Origin of the sequence: Candidatus Pantoea communis, from assembly GCF_011752685.1 — a bacterium.
In the GTDB taxonomy this organism is placed as follows: domain Bacteria; phylum Pseudomonadota; class Gammaproteobacteria; order Enterobacterales; family Enterobacteriaceae; genus Pantoea; species Pantoea communis.
Genome location: NZ_VWXC01000010.1, coordinates 136,203 through 156,361 on the forward strand (window position 1 = coordinate 136,203; position 20,159 = coordinate 156,361).

17 protein-coding genes are annotated in these 20,159 nt (G+C 55.3%); 10 read left to right on the forward strand and 7 right to left on the reverse strand.

Features of this window, described 5'->3' with window-relative positions; genetic code table 11:
- The first annotated feature begins 74 nt into the window (after positions 1-74).
- The 7 genes from acnB (at position 75) to yacL (ending at position 8,851) form a co-directional block, all read left to right on the forward strand.
- On the forward strand, positions 75-2,672 hold the full coding sequence (gene acnB, locus F3J37_RS14770) for a bifunctional aconitate hydratase 2/2-methylisocitrate dehydratase (RefSeq protein WP_072017054.1): 2,598 nt from the start codon (positions 75-77) through the stop codon (positions 2,670-2,672).
- 582 nt (positions 2,673-3,254) lie between these two features.
- Positions 3,255-3,797 carry a Csu type fimbrial protein gene (locus tag F3J37_RS14775; RefSeq protein WP_160833530.1) on the forward strand — a complete coding sequence of 181 codons (543 nt, stop codon included), beginning with the start codon at positions 3,255-3,257 and terminating at the stop codon, positions 3,795-3,797.
- A 7-nt stretch (positions 3,798-3,804) separates the two neighbouring features.
- Positions 3,805-4,320, forward strand: coding sequence for a Csu type fimbrial protein (locus tag F3J37_RS14780; RefSeq protein WP_166934074.1), 516 nt, complete (start codon positions 3,805-3,807; stop codon positions 4,318-4,320).
- Positions 4,321-4,322: 2 nt separating this feature from the next.
- Positions 4,323-5,087, forward strand: coding sequence for a fimbrial biogenesis chaperone (locus F3J37_RS14785; RefSeq protein WP_166934076.1), 765 nt, complete (start codon positions 4,323-4,325; stop codon positions 5,085-5,087).
- On the forward strand, positions 5,084-7,444 hold the full coding sequence (locus F3J37_RS14790; protein WP_166934078.1) for a fimbria/pilus outer membrane usher protein: 2,361 nt from the start codon (positions 5,084-5,086) through the stop codon (positions 7,442-7,444). The genes F3J37_RS14785 and F3J37_RS14790 overlap by 4 nt, the downstream gene beginning before the upstream one ends.
- On the forward strand, positions 7,441-8,376 hold the full coding sequence (locus tag F3J37_RS14795) for a Csu type fimbrial protein (protein ID WP_166934080.1): 936 nt from the start codon (positions 7,441-7,443) through the stop codon (positions 8,374-8,376). The genes F3J37_RS14790 and F3J37_RS14795 overlap by 4 nt, the downstream gene beginning before the upstream one ends.
- 112 nt (positions 8,377-8,488) lie before the next feature.
- Positions 8,489-8,851 (forward strand): protein YacL, encoded by a 363-nt coding sequence (yacL, locus tag F3J37_RS14800; RefSeq protein WP_034829604.1) that lies wholly within the window; start codon positions 8,489-8,491, stop codon positions 8,849-8,851.
- 196 nt (positions 8,852-9,047) lie between these two features.
- Here the strand turns inward: yacL and F3J37_RS14805 are convergent, their stop codons facing one another.
- The 6 genes from F3J37_RS14805 to F3J37_RS14830 form a co-directional block, all read right to left on the reverse strand.
- On the reverse strand, positions 9,048-10,091 hold the full coding sequence (locus F3J37_RS14805; RefSeq protein WP_058960880.1) for a cyclase family protein: 1,044 nt from the start codon (positions 10,089-10,091) through the stop codon (positions 9,048-9,050).
- Positions 10,088-11,425, reverse strand: a complete 1,338-nt coding sequence (locus F3J37_RS14810) for an MFS transporter (RefSeq protein ID WP_166934082.1) — start codon at positions 11,423-11,425, stop codon at positions 10,088-10,090. The genes F3J37_RS14805 and F3J37_RS14810 overlap by 4 nt, the downstream gene beginning before the upstream one ends.
- Before the next feature lie 70 nt (positions 11,426-11,495).
- Positions 11,496-12,815 (reverse strand): MFS transporter, encoded by a 1,320-nt coding sequence (locus tag F3J37_RS14815; protein WP_034829595.1) that lies wholly within the window; start codon positions 12,813-12,815, stop codon positions 11,496-11,498.
- 150 nt (positions 12,816-12,965) lie between these two features.
- On the reverse strand, positions 12,966-13,919 hold the full coding sequence (locus tag F3J37_RS14820) for a phosphoglycerate dehydrogenase (RefSeq protein ID WP_034829592.1): 954 nt from the start codon (positions 13,917-13,919) through the stop codon (positions 12,966-12,968).
- Between the two features lie 54 nt (positions 13,920-13,973).
- Positions 13,974-14,858 (reverse strand): dihydrodipicolinate synthase family protein, encoded by an 885-nt coding sequence (locus tag F3J37_RS14825; protein WP_166934084.1) that lies wholly within the window; start codon positions 14,856-14,858, stop codon positions 13,974-13,976.
- Positions 14,859-14,875: 17 nt separating this feature from the next.
- Positions 14,876-16,024: an iron-containing alcohol dehydrogenase gene (locus F3J37_RS14830; protein ID WP_166934086.1), complete on the reverse strand. Its 1,149-nt coding sequence runs from the start codon at positions 16,022-16,024 to the stop codon at positions 14,876-14,878.
- A 189-nt stretch (positions 16,025-16,213) separates the two neighbouring features.
- Here F3J37_RS14830 and dtnK point away from each other — a divergent pair, with 189 nt between their 5' ends.
- From dtnK to F3J37_RS14845, 3 genes are read left to right on the forward strand one after another with little or no spacing between them, the layout of a single operon-like run.
- Positions 16,214-17,485, forward strand: coding sequence for a D-threonate kinase (dtnK, locus tag F3J37_RS14835; RefSeq protein ID WP_166934088.1), 1,272 nt, complete (start codon positions 16,214-16,216; stop codon positions 17,483-17,485).
- Positions 17,478-18,458 carry a D-threonate 4-phosphate dehydrogenase gene (locus F3J37_RS14840; protein WP_034829583.1) on the forward strand — a complete coding sequence of 327 codons (981 nt, stop codon included), beginning with the start codon at positions 17,478-17,480 and terminating at the stop codon, positions 18,456-18,458. Before dtnK ends, F3J37_RS14840 begins: the two co-directional genes overlap by 8 nt.
- Positions 18,459-18,464: 6 nt before the next feature.
- Positions 18,465-19,226 carry a DeoR/GlpR family DNA-binding transcription regulator gene (locus F3J37_RS14845; RefSeq protein ID WP_034829581.1) on the forward strand — a complete coding sequence of 254 codons (762 nt, stop codon included), beginning with the start codon at positions 18,465-18,467 and terminating at the stop codon, positions 19,224-19,226.
- A 119-nt stretch (positions 19,227-19,345) separates the two neighbouring features.
- Here F3J37_RS14845 and speD read toward each other — a convergent pair whose 3' ends face one another.
- Positions 19,346-20,155, reverse strand: a complete 810-nt coding sequence (gene speD, locus F3J37_RS14850; RefSeq protein ID WP_166934090.1) for an adenosylmethionine decarboxylase — start codon at positions 20,153-20,155, stop codon at positions 19,346-19,348.
- Positions 20,156-20,159: the final 4 nt, after the last annotated feature.

Consider the following 20,159-nt stretch of genomic DNA (forward strand, 5'->3'; position numbering starts at 1 on the left):
GGGCACCTCACCCTACTGTTTGACAGCTCAAGGGGTGTACCGGAAAGCTATACAATGAGAGCGAGGAGAACGTCGTGCTAGAAGAATACCGTAAGCACGTTGCCGAGCGTGCTGCCCAGGGAATCGTACCTAAGCCGTTAGATGCTTCCCAAATGGCCGCGCTGGTTGAACTGCTGAAAAACCCGCCAGCGGGTGAAGAAGAATTCCTGACCGATCTATTGGTCAACCGTGTACCCCCAGGTGTTGATGAAGCGGCTTATGTAAAAGCTGGTTTCCTGGCAGCTGTCACGAAGGGCGAAGCCCTCTCTCCTCTGGTTACTCGCGAAAAGGCAGTTGAACTGCTGGGCACCATGCAGGGTGGCTACAACATCCATGCCCTGATCGAAGCGCTTGACGATGAAGCACTGGCTCCGATTGCCGCTGAAGCCCTGTCCCATACGCTGCTGATGTTCGATAACTTCTACGATGTCGAAGAGAAAGCGAAAGCGGGTAACCCCCACGCGAAGAAAATTATCCAGTCCTGGGCCGATGCTGAGTGGTTCCTGAAGCGTCCTAAGCTGGCTGAAAAAATCACCACAACCGTGTTTAAAGTGACCGGCGAAACCAACACCGATGACCTCTCTCCGGCACCGGATGCATGGTCTCGCCCGGATATTCCACTGCACGCACTGGCGATGTTGAAAAACCCACGTGATGGTATCGAACCCGACGATGCCGGCAACATTGGGCCGATCAAACAGATCGAAGAATTGCAGAAAAAAGGCTTCCCGCTGACCTACGTCGGTGACGTGGTGGGTACCGGTTCTTCCCGTAAATCTGCCACCAACTCGGTGTTGTGGTTCATGGGCGATGACATTCCGTACGTGCCAAACAAAAAAGGCGGCGGTCTGTGCCTCGGCGGTAAAATCGCACCGATCTTCTTCAACACCATGGAAGATGCGGGCGCACTGCCGATCGAAGTGGATGTTGACCGTCTGAACATGGGCGATGTGATTGACGTTTACCCGTACAAGGGTGAAGTGCGCAATCATGAAACCGACGAACTGCTGGCGACCTTCGAGCTGAAAACCGAAGTGCTGCTGGATGAAGTGCGTGCCGGTGGCCGTATTCCACTGATCATTGGTCGTGGCCTGACCACCAAAGCACGCGAATCTCTCGGTCTGCCGCACAGCGATGTGTTTGTGAAAGCCAAAGACGTTGCAGAGAGCACCCGTGGTTATTCACTGGCGCAGAAAATGGTTGGCCGTGCCTGTGGCGTTGAAGGTATCCGTCCGGGTGCCTACTGTGAACCTAAAATGACTTCTGTGGGTTCTCAGGACACCACCGGTCCAATGACTCGTGATGAACTGAAAGACCTGGCGTGCCTCGGCTTCTCATCCGATTTAGTCATGCAGTCGTTCTGTCATACCGCAGCCTATCCAAAACCGGTTGACGTAACCACCCACCACACGCTGCCTGACTTCATCATGAACCGTGGCGGTGTTTCACTGCGTCCGGGCGATGGCGTTATCCACAGCTGGCTGAACCGTATGCTGCTGCCAGATACCGTGGGTACCGGCGGCGATTCACACACCCGTTTCCCAATCGGGATCTCCTTCCCGGCAGGTTCTGGTCTGGTGGCGTTTGCTGCTGCGACCGGCGTGATGCCACTGGATATGCCTGAGTCAGTGCTGGTGCGCTTCAAAGGCGAAATGCAGCCGGGCATCACCCTGCGCGATCTGGTTCACGCCATCCCACTGTACGCCATCAAAGCGGGTCTGCTGACTGTTGAGAAGAAAGGGAAGAAAAACATCTTCTCTGGCCGCGTGCTGGAAATCGAAGGTCTGCCGAAACTGAAAGTGGAGCAGGCATTTGAACTGACCGATGCGTCAGCTGAGCGTTCTGCAGCGGGCTGTACCATCAAGCTGGATAAAGAGCCGATCATTGAGTATCTGAACTCAAACATCGTGCTGCTGAAGTGGATGATCTCCGAAGGTTACGGCGATCGTCGTACGCTAGAGCGCCGTGTAGAAGGCATGCAGAAATGGCTGGCGGATCCGCAACTGCTGGAAGGCGATGCGGATGCAGAATATGCGGCAGTGATCGATATCGATCTGGCCGAAATCAAAGAGCCAATCCTGTGTGCACCAAACGATCCGGACGATGCGCGCTGGTTGTCTGATGTGCAGGGCGAGAAGATCGATGAAGTGTTCATCGGTTCTTGTATGACCAACATCGGTCACTTCCGTGCAGCGGGTAAACTGCTGGATGCGCACAAAGGCCAACTGCCAACCCGTCTGTGGGTGGCGCCGCCTACTAAGATGGATGCCGCACAGCTGACGGAAGAGGGCTATTACAGCGTTTTCGGTAAGAGCGGTGCGCGTATCGAAATCCCAGGTTGCTCACTCTGCATGGGTAACCAGGCGCGTGTGAAAGACGGTGCGACGGTGGTTTCCACCTCAACCCGTAACTTCCCGAACCGCCTCGGTACCGGCGCGAACGTGTTCCTGGCTTCGGCTGAGTTGGCTGCGGTGGCATCCCTGCTGGGTAAACTGCCAACGCCAGATGAGTATCAGCAGTTTATGGTTCAGGTTGATAAGACGGCGGCAGATACTTACCGCTATCTCAACTTTGACCAGCTGGGTCAGTACACTGAAAAAGCTGACGGTGTGATCTTCCAGACCGCGGTTTAATCGGCGCGAAGGATGCAGAGGGGACGATGCGAATCGTCCCTTTTTTTATGCGTAAACCAATAGATCAAATAAATGACATTGTCATTTTTTAAGAATAATAAGTGATGGTCATCAATGGTTGTGATTTTTTAACACTCTCAATAATTATGTTTTAATTTTAATTATCGCGGTGAGTTAACACTGTTTGCGCATAATCATGTAAGAATATCGTTAATTATCATTTTACATCGGATAGGCTTTAATTTTTACCTAACGAAATAACCAAGTAATATGCTACTTAAAATGGATTTAAGTCAGCATTAATGCCAGAACTTAACGCAAATATAGCGAGTTGGTATGTATTCGGATTGTTCTGAATTCAGTCCTTTCCAAATTTATCCCATCCAGTTATGTTTTAAAAAAGTGACACTTATCGCTTCGCTTAAAAAGCGGCTGAGTGCACTCAATCTGCGATATTAAATGATAAGTTCTTAACACTTGTATAAAGGGTGTGCGCTGTAAAATGCATCACAGTGTAAAAGTGTTTAATCATTTCCAGGTATCGCTATCTAAATCTATCCATTGCAATTGTGTGGGGGAAAAATGGAATTCAAATCCGCATTCTGTGCTTTATCGATGGCTGTTATCTGTAGTTCACCTTTAACCGTGCAAGCGGCAGGTACGCTGACCGGGCAAGTGGGTATTCAGGTGGTCATCAGTGATGGCTGCACTGTCGGTAATAATGACTCCAGTGGCACCACCAATGACTGGGGTTCGATTAATTTCGGTACCTACGCCGATTTGGCCAATATCATTGATGGTAGCGTATTGGGATCGGATGGCAGCAGCAGTGTCACGGTCACCTGCACCAGTGGATTATCCCCTACGCTAACCTTAGATGGCGGATTAAATGGCAGCAGTACGCTGCGCAACATGACTTCCGGTACCACTTTAATCCCTTATCGACTCTATTCTGACTCCTCCCGTAGCACGGAAATTGCCGTGAACGGCAGTGTGTCCCTCTCTGCTGACGGAACCGCGCAGGATGTGCCGATTTACGGTCGTATTTTACCTTCAGACCAAAGCACCACGGCACCAGCCTCAGGCACTTACGTTGATACCGTAACGGCGACACTCGCCTGGTAATAGCGCCATGGCGCGCTACCTTATCGCCGCTGGCTGGCTGCTGAGTGCATTACCCTGTTTCGCCAGCAGCACCACCGACAGTTTTCAGGTCACCGCCGAAATTACCAGTGGTTGTGCGTTTGGCAGTTCGGGCAGCAGTAGCAGCACGGATTTCGGCAAGCTGGATTTTGGCACGATGTCGGCGATCAGCAGCAATGTCGATGTGGCGAGCAGCAGTGGTGCGGGTTCGATTGTGGTGACCTGCACGCCGGGAACGGCCATCACTCTCGCACTGGACTACGGTGAAAATGGCGGAAGTTCCAGCTCGCGATACCTGAGCAACGGCAGCGCAACATTGGCGTATCAGCTCTATCAGGATGCGGCACACACCACGGTATGGGGCAGCGATTCCCTGGCCTACAGCGTGTCGTCATTTCCTGATAGCACACAAACTTACACTGTTTATGGACGCTTGTTTGCCACGGCTGGCTTACCCGCTTCTGGCACTTATAGCGACACCGTAACGGTCACACTGACCTATTGAAGATGAAAAAATGGCTCCTGATTGCTCTGTTTACGTTACAGAGTTCGCTGTTGCATGCCGCCAGTTCAGTGTTGGTCTGGCCGATTTTCCAGGTGATCGAAGCCGACCAGCACGGCAGTGCGTTGTGGTTAGAGAACCGTGGCAGCCAGCCAGTGCGCTTGCAGGTGCGTATTTTAGCCTGGCAGCAGCAGGCGTATCGCGACCTATACGCTGATCAGGGTGAGGTGGTTGCCAGTCCCCCCTTTACCACTATTCCGCCGCAACAGCGCCAGCTGGTTCGGCTGATCCGCATAGCTGCGCCGCCAGAGCAGGGCGAACAAGCCTATCGCATCATCCTCGATGAGATACCCAACGCGGACGTGCCTGCGGTGAAAAACAGCGCCGGGCTGCGATTGCAGATGCGCTATGTGCTGCCGTTGTTCCTCGATGGCAAAGGCGTCTGGACTCAGCCACGCAGCGATGTGCGGCGCGATCCCGCCTCCGCCAGCCAGCCACAGCTGAGCTGGCAGCTGGTGACCGAGCAGGGAAAAACACTGTTGCGCATTCGGAATGCAGGCAAGGTCCATGCACGTTTAAGTGAGGTGTTTTGGGGCAGAGAAGCGGATGTCAGTAAAGCATCGTTGATCGTGGCAAAAGGATTTTTGGGTTACGTGCTGGCTGGACAAAGCATGCAATTTCCCCTGCCTGCGGGGAAAACAGTGCCCATCGGCAGTACGCTGTTCACTCATCTCACTGATAACGGTCCCGTGGTGGCGATCTCACCATGAGGCTCACAAGTGCACGCCGGCTGGCTCTGTTACCCGGCCTGCTGTTGTGCGGCATCATGGATGCCCATGCCGAAGTGTATGACGGTTTGCCTCCGCCGCGCGCACTGAAGAGTGAGCAAAACGATTACACCCTGTGGCTCACACTGAGTGTCAATGGCCGTAACGATGGCAGTGTCGTGCCCGTTACGGTGCATAACGCACATTATCTGCTGGATGCAGCAGTGCTGCGGCGTAACAACGTGCAGTTACCGGCCACGGCCAGGGGTGCGCAGGATGTCAGCGTGCTGCCGCAGATCCACGTCAGTTATGACAGTGTGCACCAGATATTACAGCTGCAGGTGCCGGACAGTTGGTTGCCAAAGCAAACGCTGAGCGACAGGCCGCAAACGGCGTATCAGGCCATCAGCTCGCCCGGCATGTTGTTGAATTACGATGCCTATAACGTAAAAAGCGCCGACGCCAGTCGTTACAGCGCGGTTTGGCTGGAACAACGTTTTTTTTCCACCTCGGGTTATCTGTCGAATACCGGCACCTGGCGGCAGTATTGGCAGGGAGAAGCAGATAGCGACAGCCGCGCGGGCTATCTGCGTTATGACACCACCTGGAAATACAGCGATGTCGATCGCATGGTGAGTTTTCAGTTGGGGGATGTCATCAGCAACTCACTCAGCTGGAGCAATTCGGTGCGATTAGGCGGGCTGCGTATCAGCCGCAGTTTTGCCGTCCGACCCGATTTAGTCACCTATCCGATGCTGAACTGGTCAGGCAACGCTGCCGTGCCCGGTAGTGTGGATGTGTTTATCAACGGCTATAAAACCAGTAGCAACAGTCTGAATGCAGGTCCCTGGACGCTGACCAGTACGCCTTATATCAACGGCGCAGGCGAAGCCACCGTCGTCACCACCGATGCACTGGGCCGGCAGGTTGAAACCAGCATTCCGTTTTATGTCTCTAACCAACTGCTGCGCAGTGGATTGAGCGATTTTGACTTTAGCGCAGGCGCATTGCGGCAAAACTATGGCATTCGCAGTGCCGATTACGATGCCGCCGCCGTCAGCGGTTTTTATCGCTATGGCGTGAATGATCATCTGACGCTGGCGCTACAGGGTGAAGGTCGTGAAGGGCTGGCGCGGATGGGCGCGGGGGCGGATATAGCGGTGGCGCGTTTGGGCACGCTTTCGTTGAGTGCCAGCCAGTCTCAAGCTGATCGCGCTGGGCAGCAATATTCTGCCGGTTATTCGTGGTACGCCCCACGTTTTAGCCTCAGCCTCAGCCACGTTCAGCGTACCGCGGGATTCAGCGACTTGTCGGTTTACAACACCAGCGCGAGCCTCAGCCGCCGCGCAGAACAAGCCACGCTCAGTGTTGCACCTTTTGGTCGCATGTCGGGCACCTTTGGCCTCGGTTATTTCGATATCACCGCCCATGACAGCACGCGCACTCGCTTAGCCAATTTATCCTGGAGCCGTGGCCTGTGGGGCAATAGCAGCGTGCACGTGGCACTGAATAAAACCCTTGGCGAGCACGGCATGGCGGCGCAAATCCAGTTACTGATTCCGTTTGATCAGGCGGGATCGGTATCCCTCTCCAGCCAGCGTGACAGCAACGGCGAGCGTGCGCAAACCTTGAGCTACAGCCGTGCAGCACCGGCGTCCGGTGGCATTGGCTGGAATCTGGCGGCCTCTCAAAACAACGACGGCTATCGCCAGGCGGATGTTACGTGGAAAAACCGCTACTCGGTATTAAGCGGCGGCGTGTACGGATCCTCGGGCGATCGTACGCAGTGGTTTGATGCCAGCGGTGCATTGGTGTGGATGGATAACGCGTTGTTTGCCACCGGCAAAATTAATGATGCCTTTATCGTGGTCAGTACTTCTGGCTACAGCGGCGTACCGGTTCGCTATGAAAACCAACTGTTGGGCAGTACCGATAGCCAGGGCCATATTCTGGTGCCGTGGGTCAGCGCGTGGTATCCCGCCAAACTGACCATCGATCCGCTGAATTTGCCTGCGGATATCAATGCGCCGCAGGTCGAGCAACGCATATCGGTGCGTGAAGCGAGTGGTGCGCTGGTGAATTTCCCGCTGCGCAAGACCCGGCCGCTACTGCTGACGCTGGTGGATGCGCAACATCACCCTTTACCGCCGGGCACCCTGGTGACGGAAATGCACAGTGGACAAACCACCCAAATGGGATATGGCGGCCAGGCGTGGTTTGACGATGTGCCTGAGCACAGTGAAATCAGCGTGTCGTTGCCGGCGGGACAGTGCCGACATGCACTGACGATTAACAGCGAACAATTTCGCACAGGGCCTCTGGTGTGTGCTGTGGCTGAAAATCAGGAGAAACATCAATGAAAAGGGTGCTAGTGGCGCTGATTGTCTTACTGTCCGGTTGGAGCGGATCGCTCTGGGCGGCCTGTACAGCCAGCTCAAGCAGTACGGACTTTGGCAGCGTCAGCTCTTTTACGTTAGCCAGCACCGCACAGGTAGTTGAAACCGGTACCGGCTTCACCTGTTCGGGCAGCGCACTATCCCTGCTGAGCACCAATACCGTGACGGGCACTATCAGCAGCTCAGCCAATGCATCCGGCACCTCGCCACAGGCTTACAACAGCAGCACCGGCAGTTATATCCCTTATACGATTTGCGGTGACAGCGCGTGCAGCACCACCTACAGCATCGGCAGCAGTAAAACCTGGAGCTCGACCTCACTGCTGGGTCTGCTGGGGTTATTCAATGCCAGTGATGGCTCACTGCCGCTGTATTTGAAAAGCACCGCAGGCGTCAATGTGCCTGCGGGAACCTATACCGACACCATTACGCTGAACTGGAGTTACAGTATCTGTTTTGTTGGCGTTCTCGGGATATGTACCTATACCACCGGCACGGCCACTTCCACCATCCAGATCCAGTTTGAGGTGACCAATGACTGTGCCATCGACAGCGCGCCCGATCTGGACTTTGGCAGCGCTTCACTGCCCGCCAGTTTTAGCAGCGTCTCATCGGCGCTGGCCATTCGCTGCACGCTGAATGCGGCGTACAGCGTTAACCTTGCCAGCAGCAACGCCACCAGTGGGGATTGGCGACAAATGAGCAACGGCTCTTCGCTGCTGCAGTATCAGTTATATCAGGCAGATGGCACAGCATGGACACCCAGTAATGACCTGAGTGAGACCGGCACCGGCGTCGCGCAAAGTATCAACTACTCCGCAAAGGTGAATCCCGATCAAACCAATCAGCCTGCCGGGAGCTACAGTGATACCGTGACGGTTACCGTCACCTATTGAGCGGCGGCTTCTGGCATAATGCGAGCGCGATCCCACTTTATTCAGCGCGCTACGCACAAAATGCACCTAACCGGTGCTGCACGTCGCGCCATTAGCTACACGAGGCAAACCCATGGAGTATGAATTTCTGCGTGATTTGACCGGGCAGGTCAAAGTACGTATGTCGATGGACCACGAAGCGGTGGGGCACTGGTTCAATGAAGAGGCCAGCGATAATCTGGCCCTGCTGGATGAAGTGGAAGCGGCCGCGCGGGCAGTGAAAGGCACTATCAATCAGTGGCAGCGCGTCGGACATGAGTACACCATCTGGCTGGATGAAGAAGAGGTGATGATCCGAGCCAACCAGCTGGCGCTGGAAGATGATGGCATGGAAGAGGGCATGACCTATTACGACGAAGAGAGTCTGTCATTTTGCGGCGTGGAAGATTTTCTTGCGGTGATTGCAGCCTATCGGCAGTTTATCGCGGGGAAATAACCGCAACCCTTCGCCTGCAGGGTCGCGAGCGTCATACTCGCAACGCCGCGCAATGGTATTCGGCCTCCCTTAGCCGCTATGCTGCCTTAGGCGCGCATGGGCCTTCCCCCCAGATCTGCCTAAGACGCGCAAGAGCCGTAGCGGCGCCATGTATCGCGCCTGCCACGGCCACAGTGTGCTTCCGTTTATACCAACATCAAACGGTGGCAATCGGTGTTGCTGGTGACCCCACCGCGCCAGGCAGCCGCAGTGGTGGGGCGGTGAGCAGAAACGCATGGCGCTGTTGCTGCGCCAGCCAATCCGCCAGCGGACTGAGTAACATCAGTTCGCCGAGATACACTCCCAGCCGGAACAGACAGAGATCGTGCAGCGGATGCGACGGATAAAAATCATCGTTCATTGGGCGTGCCGGTAAAATCTCTACCGCTGGGTTATCGGCGATCAGCGCCACCACGCCGCTCTCGACGATCCAGTTGCGCAGCTGCTCATCACTGCCATCCAGACCTGCAAAGTGGCTGTTTAAAAATGTCATATCCGGCTCGCCCTGCATCGCCAGAATCGCTTCATCCATGCCGGTGCGGAAACACACCATATCGCCCTGGCGCACCTCGATACCATCCGCCTGTAAAATCTGCTGCAGATGCTGATAACCAAAGGCAAACCGCTCGGTGCCAAAGTGACGTTTAATATCAATCATCACCGCGCGGCCTTGCATGCCGTGCTGCGCCACATTTTCGATGCCGAGTTTCTTCGCGCCCAAATGGCTGCCGTGGTCGCAGCCACAGCCGCCGCGATAATCCGTTTCCCCAACGATATCGACATTGGCTTTGTAGCCGTTGTAGAACACCATCTCGGGCTCGCCGTTGCCATTGACATCAAACCACTGGCCCATATGCGCCAGGCTGTCCCATTGCGTTGAGTATTGCAGCGCCAGCGTCACGGTATCATCGCAAATCACGTCGGTGAGCAGTGGATTATCGCGCGATAACGGATAGGTCATATTGGCATGCTCGCCGCGTCGTGTGGCATTGAGCTGCGGCGGCGGACGGCGCGGGTTCATCGCCGTGCCGCCCGGTAAGTCGAGCGGTAAACTCAGGCAGAACGTTTGCCCGGTTTTCACTTCGGCTACGCCTTCCAGCACCTTTTGCGCGGTCAGGAGATTCAATCGACCGAGCTGATCGTCGGGGCCAAAATCACCCCAGGTCGCGTGCGCCGGGCGTTGCTTCCAGCGAGTATTCATACTTCTCTCCTTAAGTTGCCTTCCAGTGCTGCGGCAGATTCGGTGCCCATCGGCTGCACACGCGGCAGCCAGAAGGCGTAAATCAGCGCTCCGACGACACCGATCACCCCGGCGATCTCCAGTGGGATCACAAAGGAGTGGGTGTATTGCATGATCACCCCGATCAGGATAGGCGAAATAATCCCGGCCAGATTGGCGGCCATGTTCTGGATACCGCCGATGGTGGCGACGTTCGCGCGGTTGGGTGCGACATCAGACGGCAGTGCCCACAGCGCGGCAGAGGCAAACGTGGCGGCGAAGTTGGCAAAGCAGAGTGCCGCCAGCGCCAGGCCAACAGTTGGGGAAAATGCCGCCAGACCGATGGTGGCACTACCCAACATGCCGCCCACCAGCGGAATTTTGCGCGCCACGCTCAGCGAGTAGCCGCGACGCACCAGTGAATCGGACAGCAACCCGCCGCACCAGCCGCCAACAATCGCTGCCAGCCCTGGCAGCATGCCGAGCAGGCCGAATTTCATCAGTGAGAGATGGAAGGTTTCCACCAGATAGGTTGGGAACCAGGTAAAGAAAAAGTAGGAAACAAAGTTAATGCAGAAGAAGCCTGCCATCATCGCCTGTACGGCACGTTGGCCCAGCAACTGGCGCACACTCATCGGCTCGCCGGTTTGTGGATCCTGGTTGGCCTCGATGAATTCCACTTCCTCAAGCGAGACGCTTTTGTGATCGCGCGGATCGCGATACCACAAGTACCATGCCAGCGCCCACACCACCGCCACCACGCCGGAGATGACAAATGTCATACGCCAGCCGACCAGCGCGATCAGGAAAGAGATGATCGGGATCGCCAGCGTGCCACCGATCTTACTGCCGTTGTTGAAGGTGGCAGCGGCAAAGCTGCGCTCCTGACGCGGGAACCAGCGCGTGACCGTCGACGAACTGGCGGGATAGCTGGGCGCTTCCACGGCACCTAAAACAAAGCGGAAGCCCACCAGAGCAGCGATGGAGCTGGCCAGGCCACAGGCGGCGGTGGCTAAACTCCAGCCCAGGCTGCTGACAGCAAAAGTGATGCGCGGGCCGAGTTTATCCACCAGCCAGCCGCCGGGTAGCTGGAACAGCACATAGCTCCAGAAAAATGCCGAGAGTAATAAGCCGCTGTCCGTGGGCGAGAAGTGCAGCTCCTGGCTCATAAACGGCATGGCGACACTCATGGCGGCGCGATCGATATAGTTGATGGCGATGCCGACTGACAGCACCGTGAGAATGACGAAACGAAATTTCCCTTTCGCTTTACTTGCCTGAATTGCAGCAGGTGATCCATTGGAATTCAGCGACATGTCGCCTCCAATTGTTTTTTATTTTCTGTAGGGGAAACGCCGCATCAGGACGATGCGGCGAGTTTGGCACTTACGCGCCGCTTACCACGGAGTGTGGATGATGCGCCTGTTCCTCATCCACGATGGGTTCGACTTTGCCCATCAGGAACAGGTAGTTAAGAATACCGATAACCACTAATACAGCAGAGAACACCAGCGCCCAGGTGAAGTGGCCTGTCGCCCCGACGATGGCACCAGTAATAATCGGCCCCACCGCACCGCCCATGTTGGATACGGTGTTTTGCAGGCCTGCCACGATCGACACGCTGTTCTGCGGTGCCACATCGCCAGGCAGTGCCCACACCTGAGAAGCCGCAACGGTGGTGCCCGATTTGGCGATACACAGCAACAGCACGGTCATAAATACCGAGTCAGTGAACGGGGCGAAGCCGATACACAGTGCCATCATCAGACCAATAGTCAGGAACAGCTTGCGCGTGGCGGTCAGTGACAGCACTTTTTTGTGCACCATGCGATCCGATGCCCAACCGGCCAGCACTTCAATCACCATGCCGCAAATCAGCGGCAGTGCAGCCACCATCCCCATCTTAAGAAAATCCATGCCTTTATCTTTTACCAGGTAGGTCGGTAGCCAGGTGATAAAGAAGTAAGAGGTGTAGTTGATGGTGAAGAAGCCAATGCACATTGCCCAGATATTGCGGTAGCGCAGCAGTTTGTACCACTTCATCGGACGTACGCTCTTGTCGCCATGTTTCTGCGCCTGGCCATTACGGATAAAGCGCACTTCATCCTGACTGATCGATTTGTGATCTTCCGGGTTTTCCGCATAGATAAAGTACCAGGCGATTACCCAGAACACACCGAGTGAACCAATCACCAGGAAGGTGATGCGCCAGTCGAACATGGCGATCATAAACACGATCAGCGGCATGGCCACGGCACCACCAAACTTCGAGGCGCTGTCGAACAGGCCTGAAACGGTGGCACGTTCGCGATCCGGGAACCAGCGCGCGGTGATACCGGCGTTGCTCGGATAGGCAGCGGCTTCACCGACGCCGAGCGCTAAGCGCAGCGCCAGCAGTGATTTAAAACCTGTTGCCAGGCCCATCGCCATGGTGGCAATCGACCACCAGGCCACTGCAATACCGAGGCCTTTTTTCTGACCGAAGCGATCGGCAAACCAGCCTGCCGGGATCTGCAACAGCGCGTAAGACCAGAAGAACGCTGCCATGATAAAGCCCATCATCTCGGGGTTGATGTCGAGCTCTTTAATCAAATGCGGGGCAGCCGCAGAGAGTACGGTACGGTCAATATAGTTAATGGCGATCGCCAGCCACATCAGGCCAGCAATCCACCAACGAATGCGGGTAGAGCGAGAGGTGTTGTTCATAATATTTTTTCACCTTCCCGGTGTCCTTCGCGCTGTCGCGGCGTTGACTGCAATCATCCACCCCACATTCGGGGGACAGATGACCTTGTCGCTGGCGTCAGCACCAATGACTGGGGATTAAAATTTGGATTAAGTAGGGTTTTGAGAAAATTAATCCAGCCCGTTCATAACATTTGTCGGGCGCTCGCCCTGTTTGATGCACTGCACAATCTGCGCGACGCAACGTTCACCAATGGCACTGATGGCACCGTCGGTGTAACCCGCGATATGCGAAGTCGGGATAAAGTTGCTGAGGGTGAACAGCGGATGTTCCGCCAGCGGTTCCTGCTCAAACACATCGGCGGCCGCGCCAGCGATGACGTTGTCCAGCAGTGCCTGATACAGATCTTGCTCATTGACGATGCCACCGCGTGAGGCATTGATCAGGAATGCACTCTTCTTCATGCGCTTGATGCGCGCAGCATCGAACAGATTCTGGGTTTTATCGGTGAGCGGCTTGTGCAAGGTGATGAAATCGCTGCTTTCGGTCAGCTGATCGAGGCTGACGAATTCGATGCCATGCTCGGCGGCAAATTTTTCATCCGGATAAAAGTCGAAAGCAATCACGCGCATGTTGAAGCCTTTGGCACGCAGCGCAACCTGTTTACCGATATTCCCGAGGCCGATAATGCCCAGCGTTTTGCCATATACATCGGTGGCAAAGATGCGCGGCCAGTTACCGGCACGGGTTTCAATTGCAGCCTGGGTAATCTGGCGTGCGCTATTCAGAATCAACGCGAACGCGAAGTCAGCCACGGCATGTTTATTGGCATCCGGCACATTGGTGACGTAAATGCCGCGTGCGCGGGTGGCATCCAGATTGATGTTGTCGACGCCCACGCCATGCTTACACACGATCTTCAGCTGAGGTGCTTTTGCCAGCAGTGCTTCATTCACATCGGTAAAGGCAACGATCATCGCCACGGTCTCGGCCAGATGCGGCTCCAGCGCGCTAAGCGGTGCATCGGCGGGCAGGGTGATCAGCTCAAAACCCTGCTGTTCCAGCGCATCAATAGGCGCAGCGTCGTATTTGGCGAAAGACGGTGAAGTACAGATAACTTTCATAGCGTTTCCCAATCCTGGTGTTGGAACGGGCAGCAACCGCTGCCCAATCGGTCTTTACTGCAGGTACTGATTCACGATCTGGCGGATCTTCTGCTCTTCTTCGGCAGAGAAGCTCACCGCATAACGGCTGTTACCCACATCTGAACCCAGCAGTGAAACAGCTTTCTTAACGGTGGCCGGTGGGAAACCGACGCTGTAGAGATCGGTACGCAGGCCGGTGATGTTCTCTTGTGCCTGACGTGAACCTTCAATATCGCCCGCGTGGAAACGTGCCCAGATAGCGTTGATCTCTTTCGGTGCCACGTTGGCAAGACCCGAAATACAGGCGGTGCAGCCTTCAACAAAACCACGATGGATCAGCGAGTCAGGGCCGGTCAGCACGTTGAAGTTTTCCACGCCTTCAGCGGCCTTCAGGAAACCGCTCAGGCTCTCATAGCTGCCCGCGCTGTCTTTAATGCCGATGATGTTGGGATGCGAAGCCAACGCACGCACGGTTTCTGGCTGTAAAGTGTTGCCGGTGCGTGCAGGGATGTTGTACAGATACAGCGGCACTTCAATCGCATCCGCTACCGTGCGGTAGTGGGCAATCAACTCTTCCTGCTTCAGCGGCACGAAATACGGAGTGATCACCGAAACCGCATCCACGCCCAGTTTGGCGACTTGTTTGCCGAGGCGGATGGTTTCACGGGTAGAAATCTCACCGATGTGCGCCACAACGGGGGCAGCGCCATTCACTTCATCGACGCAGGTTTCGGTAACCGCTAATTTCTCCTGCTCGTTGAGCACAAAGAACTCACCGTTGGTGCCACCGCAGAAGATGCCGTTGCCTGCGCTGAGCTGACGTTGCACCTGCAGACGCTGAGCCGCGGGATTAAACGCACCTTCACTGTCAAAGGTGGTGACGATGGCGGTTAATACGCCCTGAATTTTCTTACTCATGATGCCCTCATTAATCCTTAGTGATTCAAAGCCGGAAAGAGTGTCAGGTAGACGTTTCGTACGTCATCGGCGCTCACTTTCATCGGTACATTCTTCATCAGTCGCTGCACGTCGAGCGCGGCATCAACCAGATACGGCAGGTGATCCGGGCCGATACCCAGTTCTTCCAGACTGGCAGGCAGTTTGAGACGTTTCACCAGCGCGGCAAAGTACTCCACCAGCGCATGCGATTTGGCTTCTTCATCCAGTGAGGCATCGGCGTCCGGCAGCAGATCGTAGGCCTGCGCGAATTTGCTCACGGCGGCGGGGCGCACAAAGCGCATGCACGGTGCCAGCAGAATGGCGTTCGCCACGCCGTGCGGCAGATGATATTTGCCGCCCAGCGGATAGGACATCGCATGCACCAGATGGGTACCGGCGTGGGCAATCGATGCGCCACCGTAATAAGAAGCCCACAACATATTCAGGCGCGCTTCCAGATTGCCCGGTTCGGCAATCGTGGTCTCAAGGCTGGCAAACAGCTTTTTCATGCCAATAAGCGCATAGTTATCGCTCACCGGATTGGACACGGTGGCGGTAAAGCACTCGATCAGATGACACAGTGCATCGATACCAGTGGAAGAGGCGATATGCGGCGGCATGCTGGTGGTCAGTTCAGGCACCAGTGCGACATAATCGGGCAGCATCACCGGAGTGATGATGCCGACTTTGGTCTCTTTCTCTGGGATCGCCAGGATTGCGTTTGGCGTGGCTTCGGAGCCGGTACCGGCGGTGGTCGGGATCAACAGTGACGTGGTGCGGGTCAGCGGTTTCTCTCCGGCCAGCAGGGCATCCAGTGTCGGCGCGCCATCAACGCACAGAATCGACAGCAGTTTGGCGACATCCAGCACGCTGCCGCCGCCCACGCCGATCACCAGATCGACGTCGGTAGAAGGTAGTGCGGCAACAATGGCGGCGACATCGTGCTGGCTTGGCTCCGGCGGCACGCTGTTGACGATGCTCAAACTGCTGATCTGCTGTTTCAGCTGCGCGATCAGCGACTGAACCGCTGGAATGCCTTCGATATTCTTGTCGGTGACCAGAAGCGCTTTGTCTTTACTCTGCAGTAAATAGCTGAGGTCATTAAGCGCCTGGAAGCCACTGATCACGGTGCTGTTGATATTCATTTCATACCCTTATCGCGGTTTTTTCGTACTAAATGATTAACTTTGCTCATTCAGTGCGGGTTCTGTCACTACAGTGCCTAAATTTATAGGACAAATTGATTTCAAATAATTTGATCTTGCTCACATATAATCAATCATGATTGAATATAATCAATCTCAACACGGCGAACTGCCGGCAGAGGAAAGAGAATGACTTCACAGCCATGGAAAACACCCGTCTTAGTGATCGCGGATGATTTTACCGGTGCCAACGACGCCGGTAGCGGACTGGCGCGAGCAGGCGCAAAGGTGCATGTGCTGTTTGATAGCACTACAGCCCACGATGCCAGCAGCGCCGATGTGCTGGTCATCAGCACCGACAGCCGTGCAGTCAGTGCAGCAGAAGCAGCGCATCGTACAACGCTAGCATTACAGCAGCATCAGGCGATTGCCCAGGATGGCTGGCTGTTTAAAAAGATTGATTCCACGCTGCGCGGCAATCCGGGCGCAGAGATTGAGGCCGCATTGCACGCCAGCGGAAAAACCTTAGCGCTGGTGGTGCCCGCTGTGCCGAAACTGGGCCGTACCACGCGTGAAGGTGAAGTGTGGATCAACCAGCAGCGTCTGACGGACACCGAATTTGCCAGCGACCCGAAAACCCCGGTGACCAGTAGCCATGTGTTAACCCGCCTGCACATGCAAAGCGATCTGACCGGTGAAACTCTGGACCTGGCGACGGTGCGCAGTGGCAAGCTGGCACAGGTGCTTGCCAGTAGGCAGGGCTTAGTGGTGCTGGATGCCGAGCAGGATGCTGATATTGCGCTGATTGTGGCGGCGGCGGCGAGTTTACCCGTACGACCCTTACTCGCAGGCGCTTCCGGATTAGGCGATGCATTGGGCGAATATCTGGCGGCGCGTCCGGCCAGGCCGGTGCTGGCCGTGGTGGGTTCGATGAGTGCCATCGCGCAGCAGCAAATCGCCCGCCTCGCGGCCCAACGTGACATTCGCATTATCGATATTGATATTCGTCAGTTGTTTGCTCAGCCCGCGTGGCCGCAGGCTGTCGAGTGGCAGCAAGCGATGCAACAGGCTTTACGCGACGGCGCACACTGCGTAGTGCGCACCACACAGCATGCAGAGCAACGCCATGAGATTGAACAGCTGTGTCAGCAACATCAGGTGTCACGCCAGGAGCTGGGAGAACGCATCTGCCACTTCCTCGCCCAATTGACCCAAAACGTTTGCCGCCAGGCCTTGCCTGCCGGGTTGTATCTTTCGGGCGGCGACGTGGCAATTGCCGTCGCACAAGCGCTCGGCGCCAGTGGTTTTCAGATTCAGGGCCTGGTGGCGGGCTGTGTGCCGCACGGGGTTCTGCTAAATAGCGAATTACACCTGCCGGTGATGACCAAAGCGGGTGGCTTTGGTGACGAAAACACCCTGATAGAAGCCATCCGTTTCATTGAGGAGAAGTCGAGTGAATAAAATTATTGCGGTGACCATGGGCGATCCGGCGGGCATTAGCCCGGAGATCATCATTAAAGCGTTAGCGGAAGGCGACCTGGCGGGGATCCCGGCAGTGGTGGTCGGCTGTGCCAGCACGCTGCGTCGGGTGATGGGATTGAACATTACGCCGCAGGCAGAATTACGCGTACTGGATAACGTCAAAGACGCGCATTTCGCACCGGGCATCATCAACGTGATCGATGAACCGCTGGCCAATCCAGAGGCATTAAAACCGGGTGTGGTGCAGAAAGAAGCCGGTGATTTGGCCTGGCGCTGTGTGAAACGCGCCACCGAACTGGCACTGGCCGGGGAAGTGCACGCAATCGCGACAGCTCCACTCAATAAAGAAGCACTGCACTCAGCAGGGCACATTTATCCGGGACACACCGAACTGCTGGCGCAACTGACTAACACCAAAAACTACGCCATGGTGCTGTACACCGATCATCTGAAGGTGATCCACGTCACGACGCATATCGCGCTGCGTAAGTTCCTCGACACCCTGAATGGGGACCGTATCCAGACGGTGATCGGCATGGCGGATACCTTCCTGCGCCGCGTCGGTTTCGACAAGCCGCGCATTGCCGTAGCTGGGGTGAATCCGCATGCGGGCGAAAATGGCCTGTTTGGTGACGAAGAGATCACCACCGTAGCACCGGCAATCAAAGTGATGAAAGAGCAGGGCATTGATGTTTATGGCCCTTGCCCGCCGGATACCGTGTTCCTGCAGTGCCAGCAAGGTCAGTACGATATGGTGGTGGCGATGTATCACGATCAGGGGCACATCCCTCTGAAATTGTTAGGTTTTTATGATGGCGTCAATATCACCGCTGGCCTGCCGTTTATCCGTACTTCCGCGGACCACGGCACGGCGTTTGATATCGCCTGGACAGGTAAAGCGAACTCTGCGAGCATGGCGATCTCCATTAAACTCGCGATGCAGCTAGCATAGGGAAATATGAAGGGACAAAGCCGTCTCGACCAGATTATGGACTACCTGAAAAGTCATAATCTGGTCACTGTAGAACAGCTGGTGAGTGCGATCTCGGCTTCACCGGCGACGATCCGCCGCGATCTGATCAAGCTCGACAAGGAAGGCGTCATTAGCCGCAGCCATGGCGGAGTGACGCTCAATCGTTTTATTCCTGCGCAGCCGACCACGCTGGAAAAAATGCAGCGTAATCTGGCCGAGAAGCAGGCCATCGCGCAGTTTGCCGCCAGTTATGTGCAGTCGGGCGACTCCGTGGTGCTGGATGCCGGTACCACCATGCTGGAACTGGCGCGCCAGCTCACGCATCTGCAACTGCGAGTGATCACCGCCGACCTGCATATCGCGCTGTTCCTGTCTGAATTCAAGCAGATTGAAACCACCATTATTGGTGGTCGTATTGATGACTCCAGTCAGTCTTGTATTGGGGAGCATGGCCGACGCCTGCTGCGCAGCATCAATCCGGATATCGCGTTCGTTAGCTGTAACTCGTGGAGTATTGAACGCGGGATCACGACGCCGACGGAAGATAAAGCCGGTCTGAAGATGGATCTGCTGGCGAATGCACGTCGCCGCATCTTGCTGGCGGACAGCAGTAAATACGGTTCCTGGTCGCTGTACTGCGCCGCGCCGATTGATAGTTTGACCGATGTGGTGACGGATGCGCGTCTCGACGACGCAGTTTGTCGCGCGTTGCGTGAGCGTGGCATTGGTTTGCAGCTGACAGCCTGATGTAACATGGTCGCCATCAAAGGCGACCCTTCAGCAACAGGGTTAACCCAATGCTAGCCCTGCACCGACACTTGCTTGCGTAGGGTGCCCATTGATGCGCACCCGTTAATCGCAGACCACTACGATAGCTTCAATCCCGTCGCCGGAATATTGCGGCCGTAGTAGATTTCACGCATCTCTTTCCACAGCAGATTGGTGATGCGCTTGTGCTCCTGCGGTTTGAGTTCTTCAGGCCTGGTATTGAACAGGTAGTATTTCAGGTCAAATTCCTTCAGTAACATCTTGGTGTGAAAGATATTTTCCTGATAGACGTTCACATCCACCATGTCGTACATCGACTTCATATCCTCGGACATAAAGTTCTGAATCGAATTGATCTCGTGATCGATAAAGTGCTTTAAGCCATTCACATCACGGGTAAAACCACGCACGCGATAATCAATGGTAACGATGTCCGATTCCAGTTGGTGAATCAGGTAATTCAGCGCCTTAAGCGGCGAAATCACCCCACAGGTGGAGACTTCGATATCAGCGCGGAAGGTGCACAATCCCCCCTCAGGATGGCTTTCTGGATAGGTGTGCACGCAAATATGGCTCTTATCCAGATGTGCCACCACCGAATTGGGCAGAGGACCCGGATGCTCAGATTTGTCGATATCCTGCGGATTGATCGGCTCTTCGCTGACCAGAATGGTAACGCTGGCACCCTGCGGTTCATAATCCTGTCGCGCGATGTTCAGCACGTTGGCACCAATGATTGAGCAGGTCTCAGTCAGGATTTCGGTGAGGCGATTCGCATTATACTGCTCATCAATATAGGCGATGTAGCCATCACGCTCCGCTTCGCTGTTGGCGTAGCAAATATCGTAAATACAAAAACTCAGGCTCTTCGTCAGATTATTGAAGCCGTGTAGTTTCAGCTTTTGCAATTTC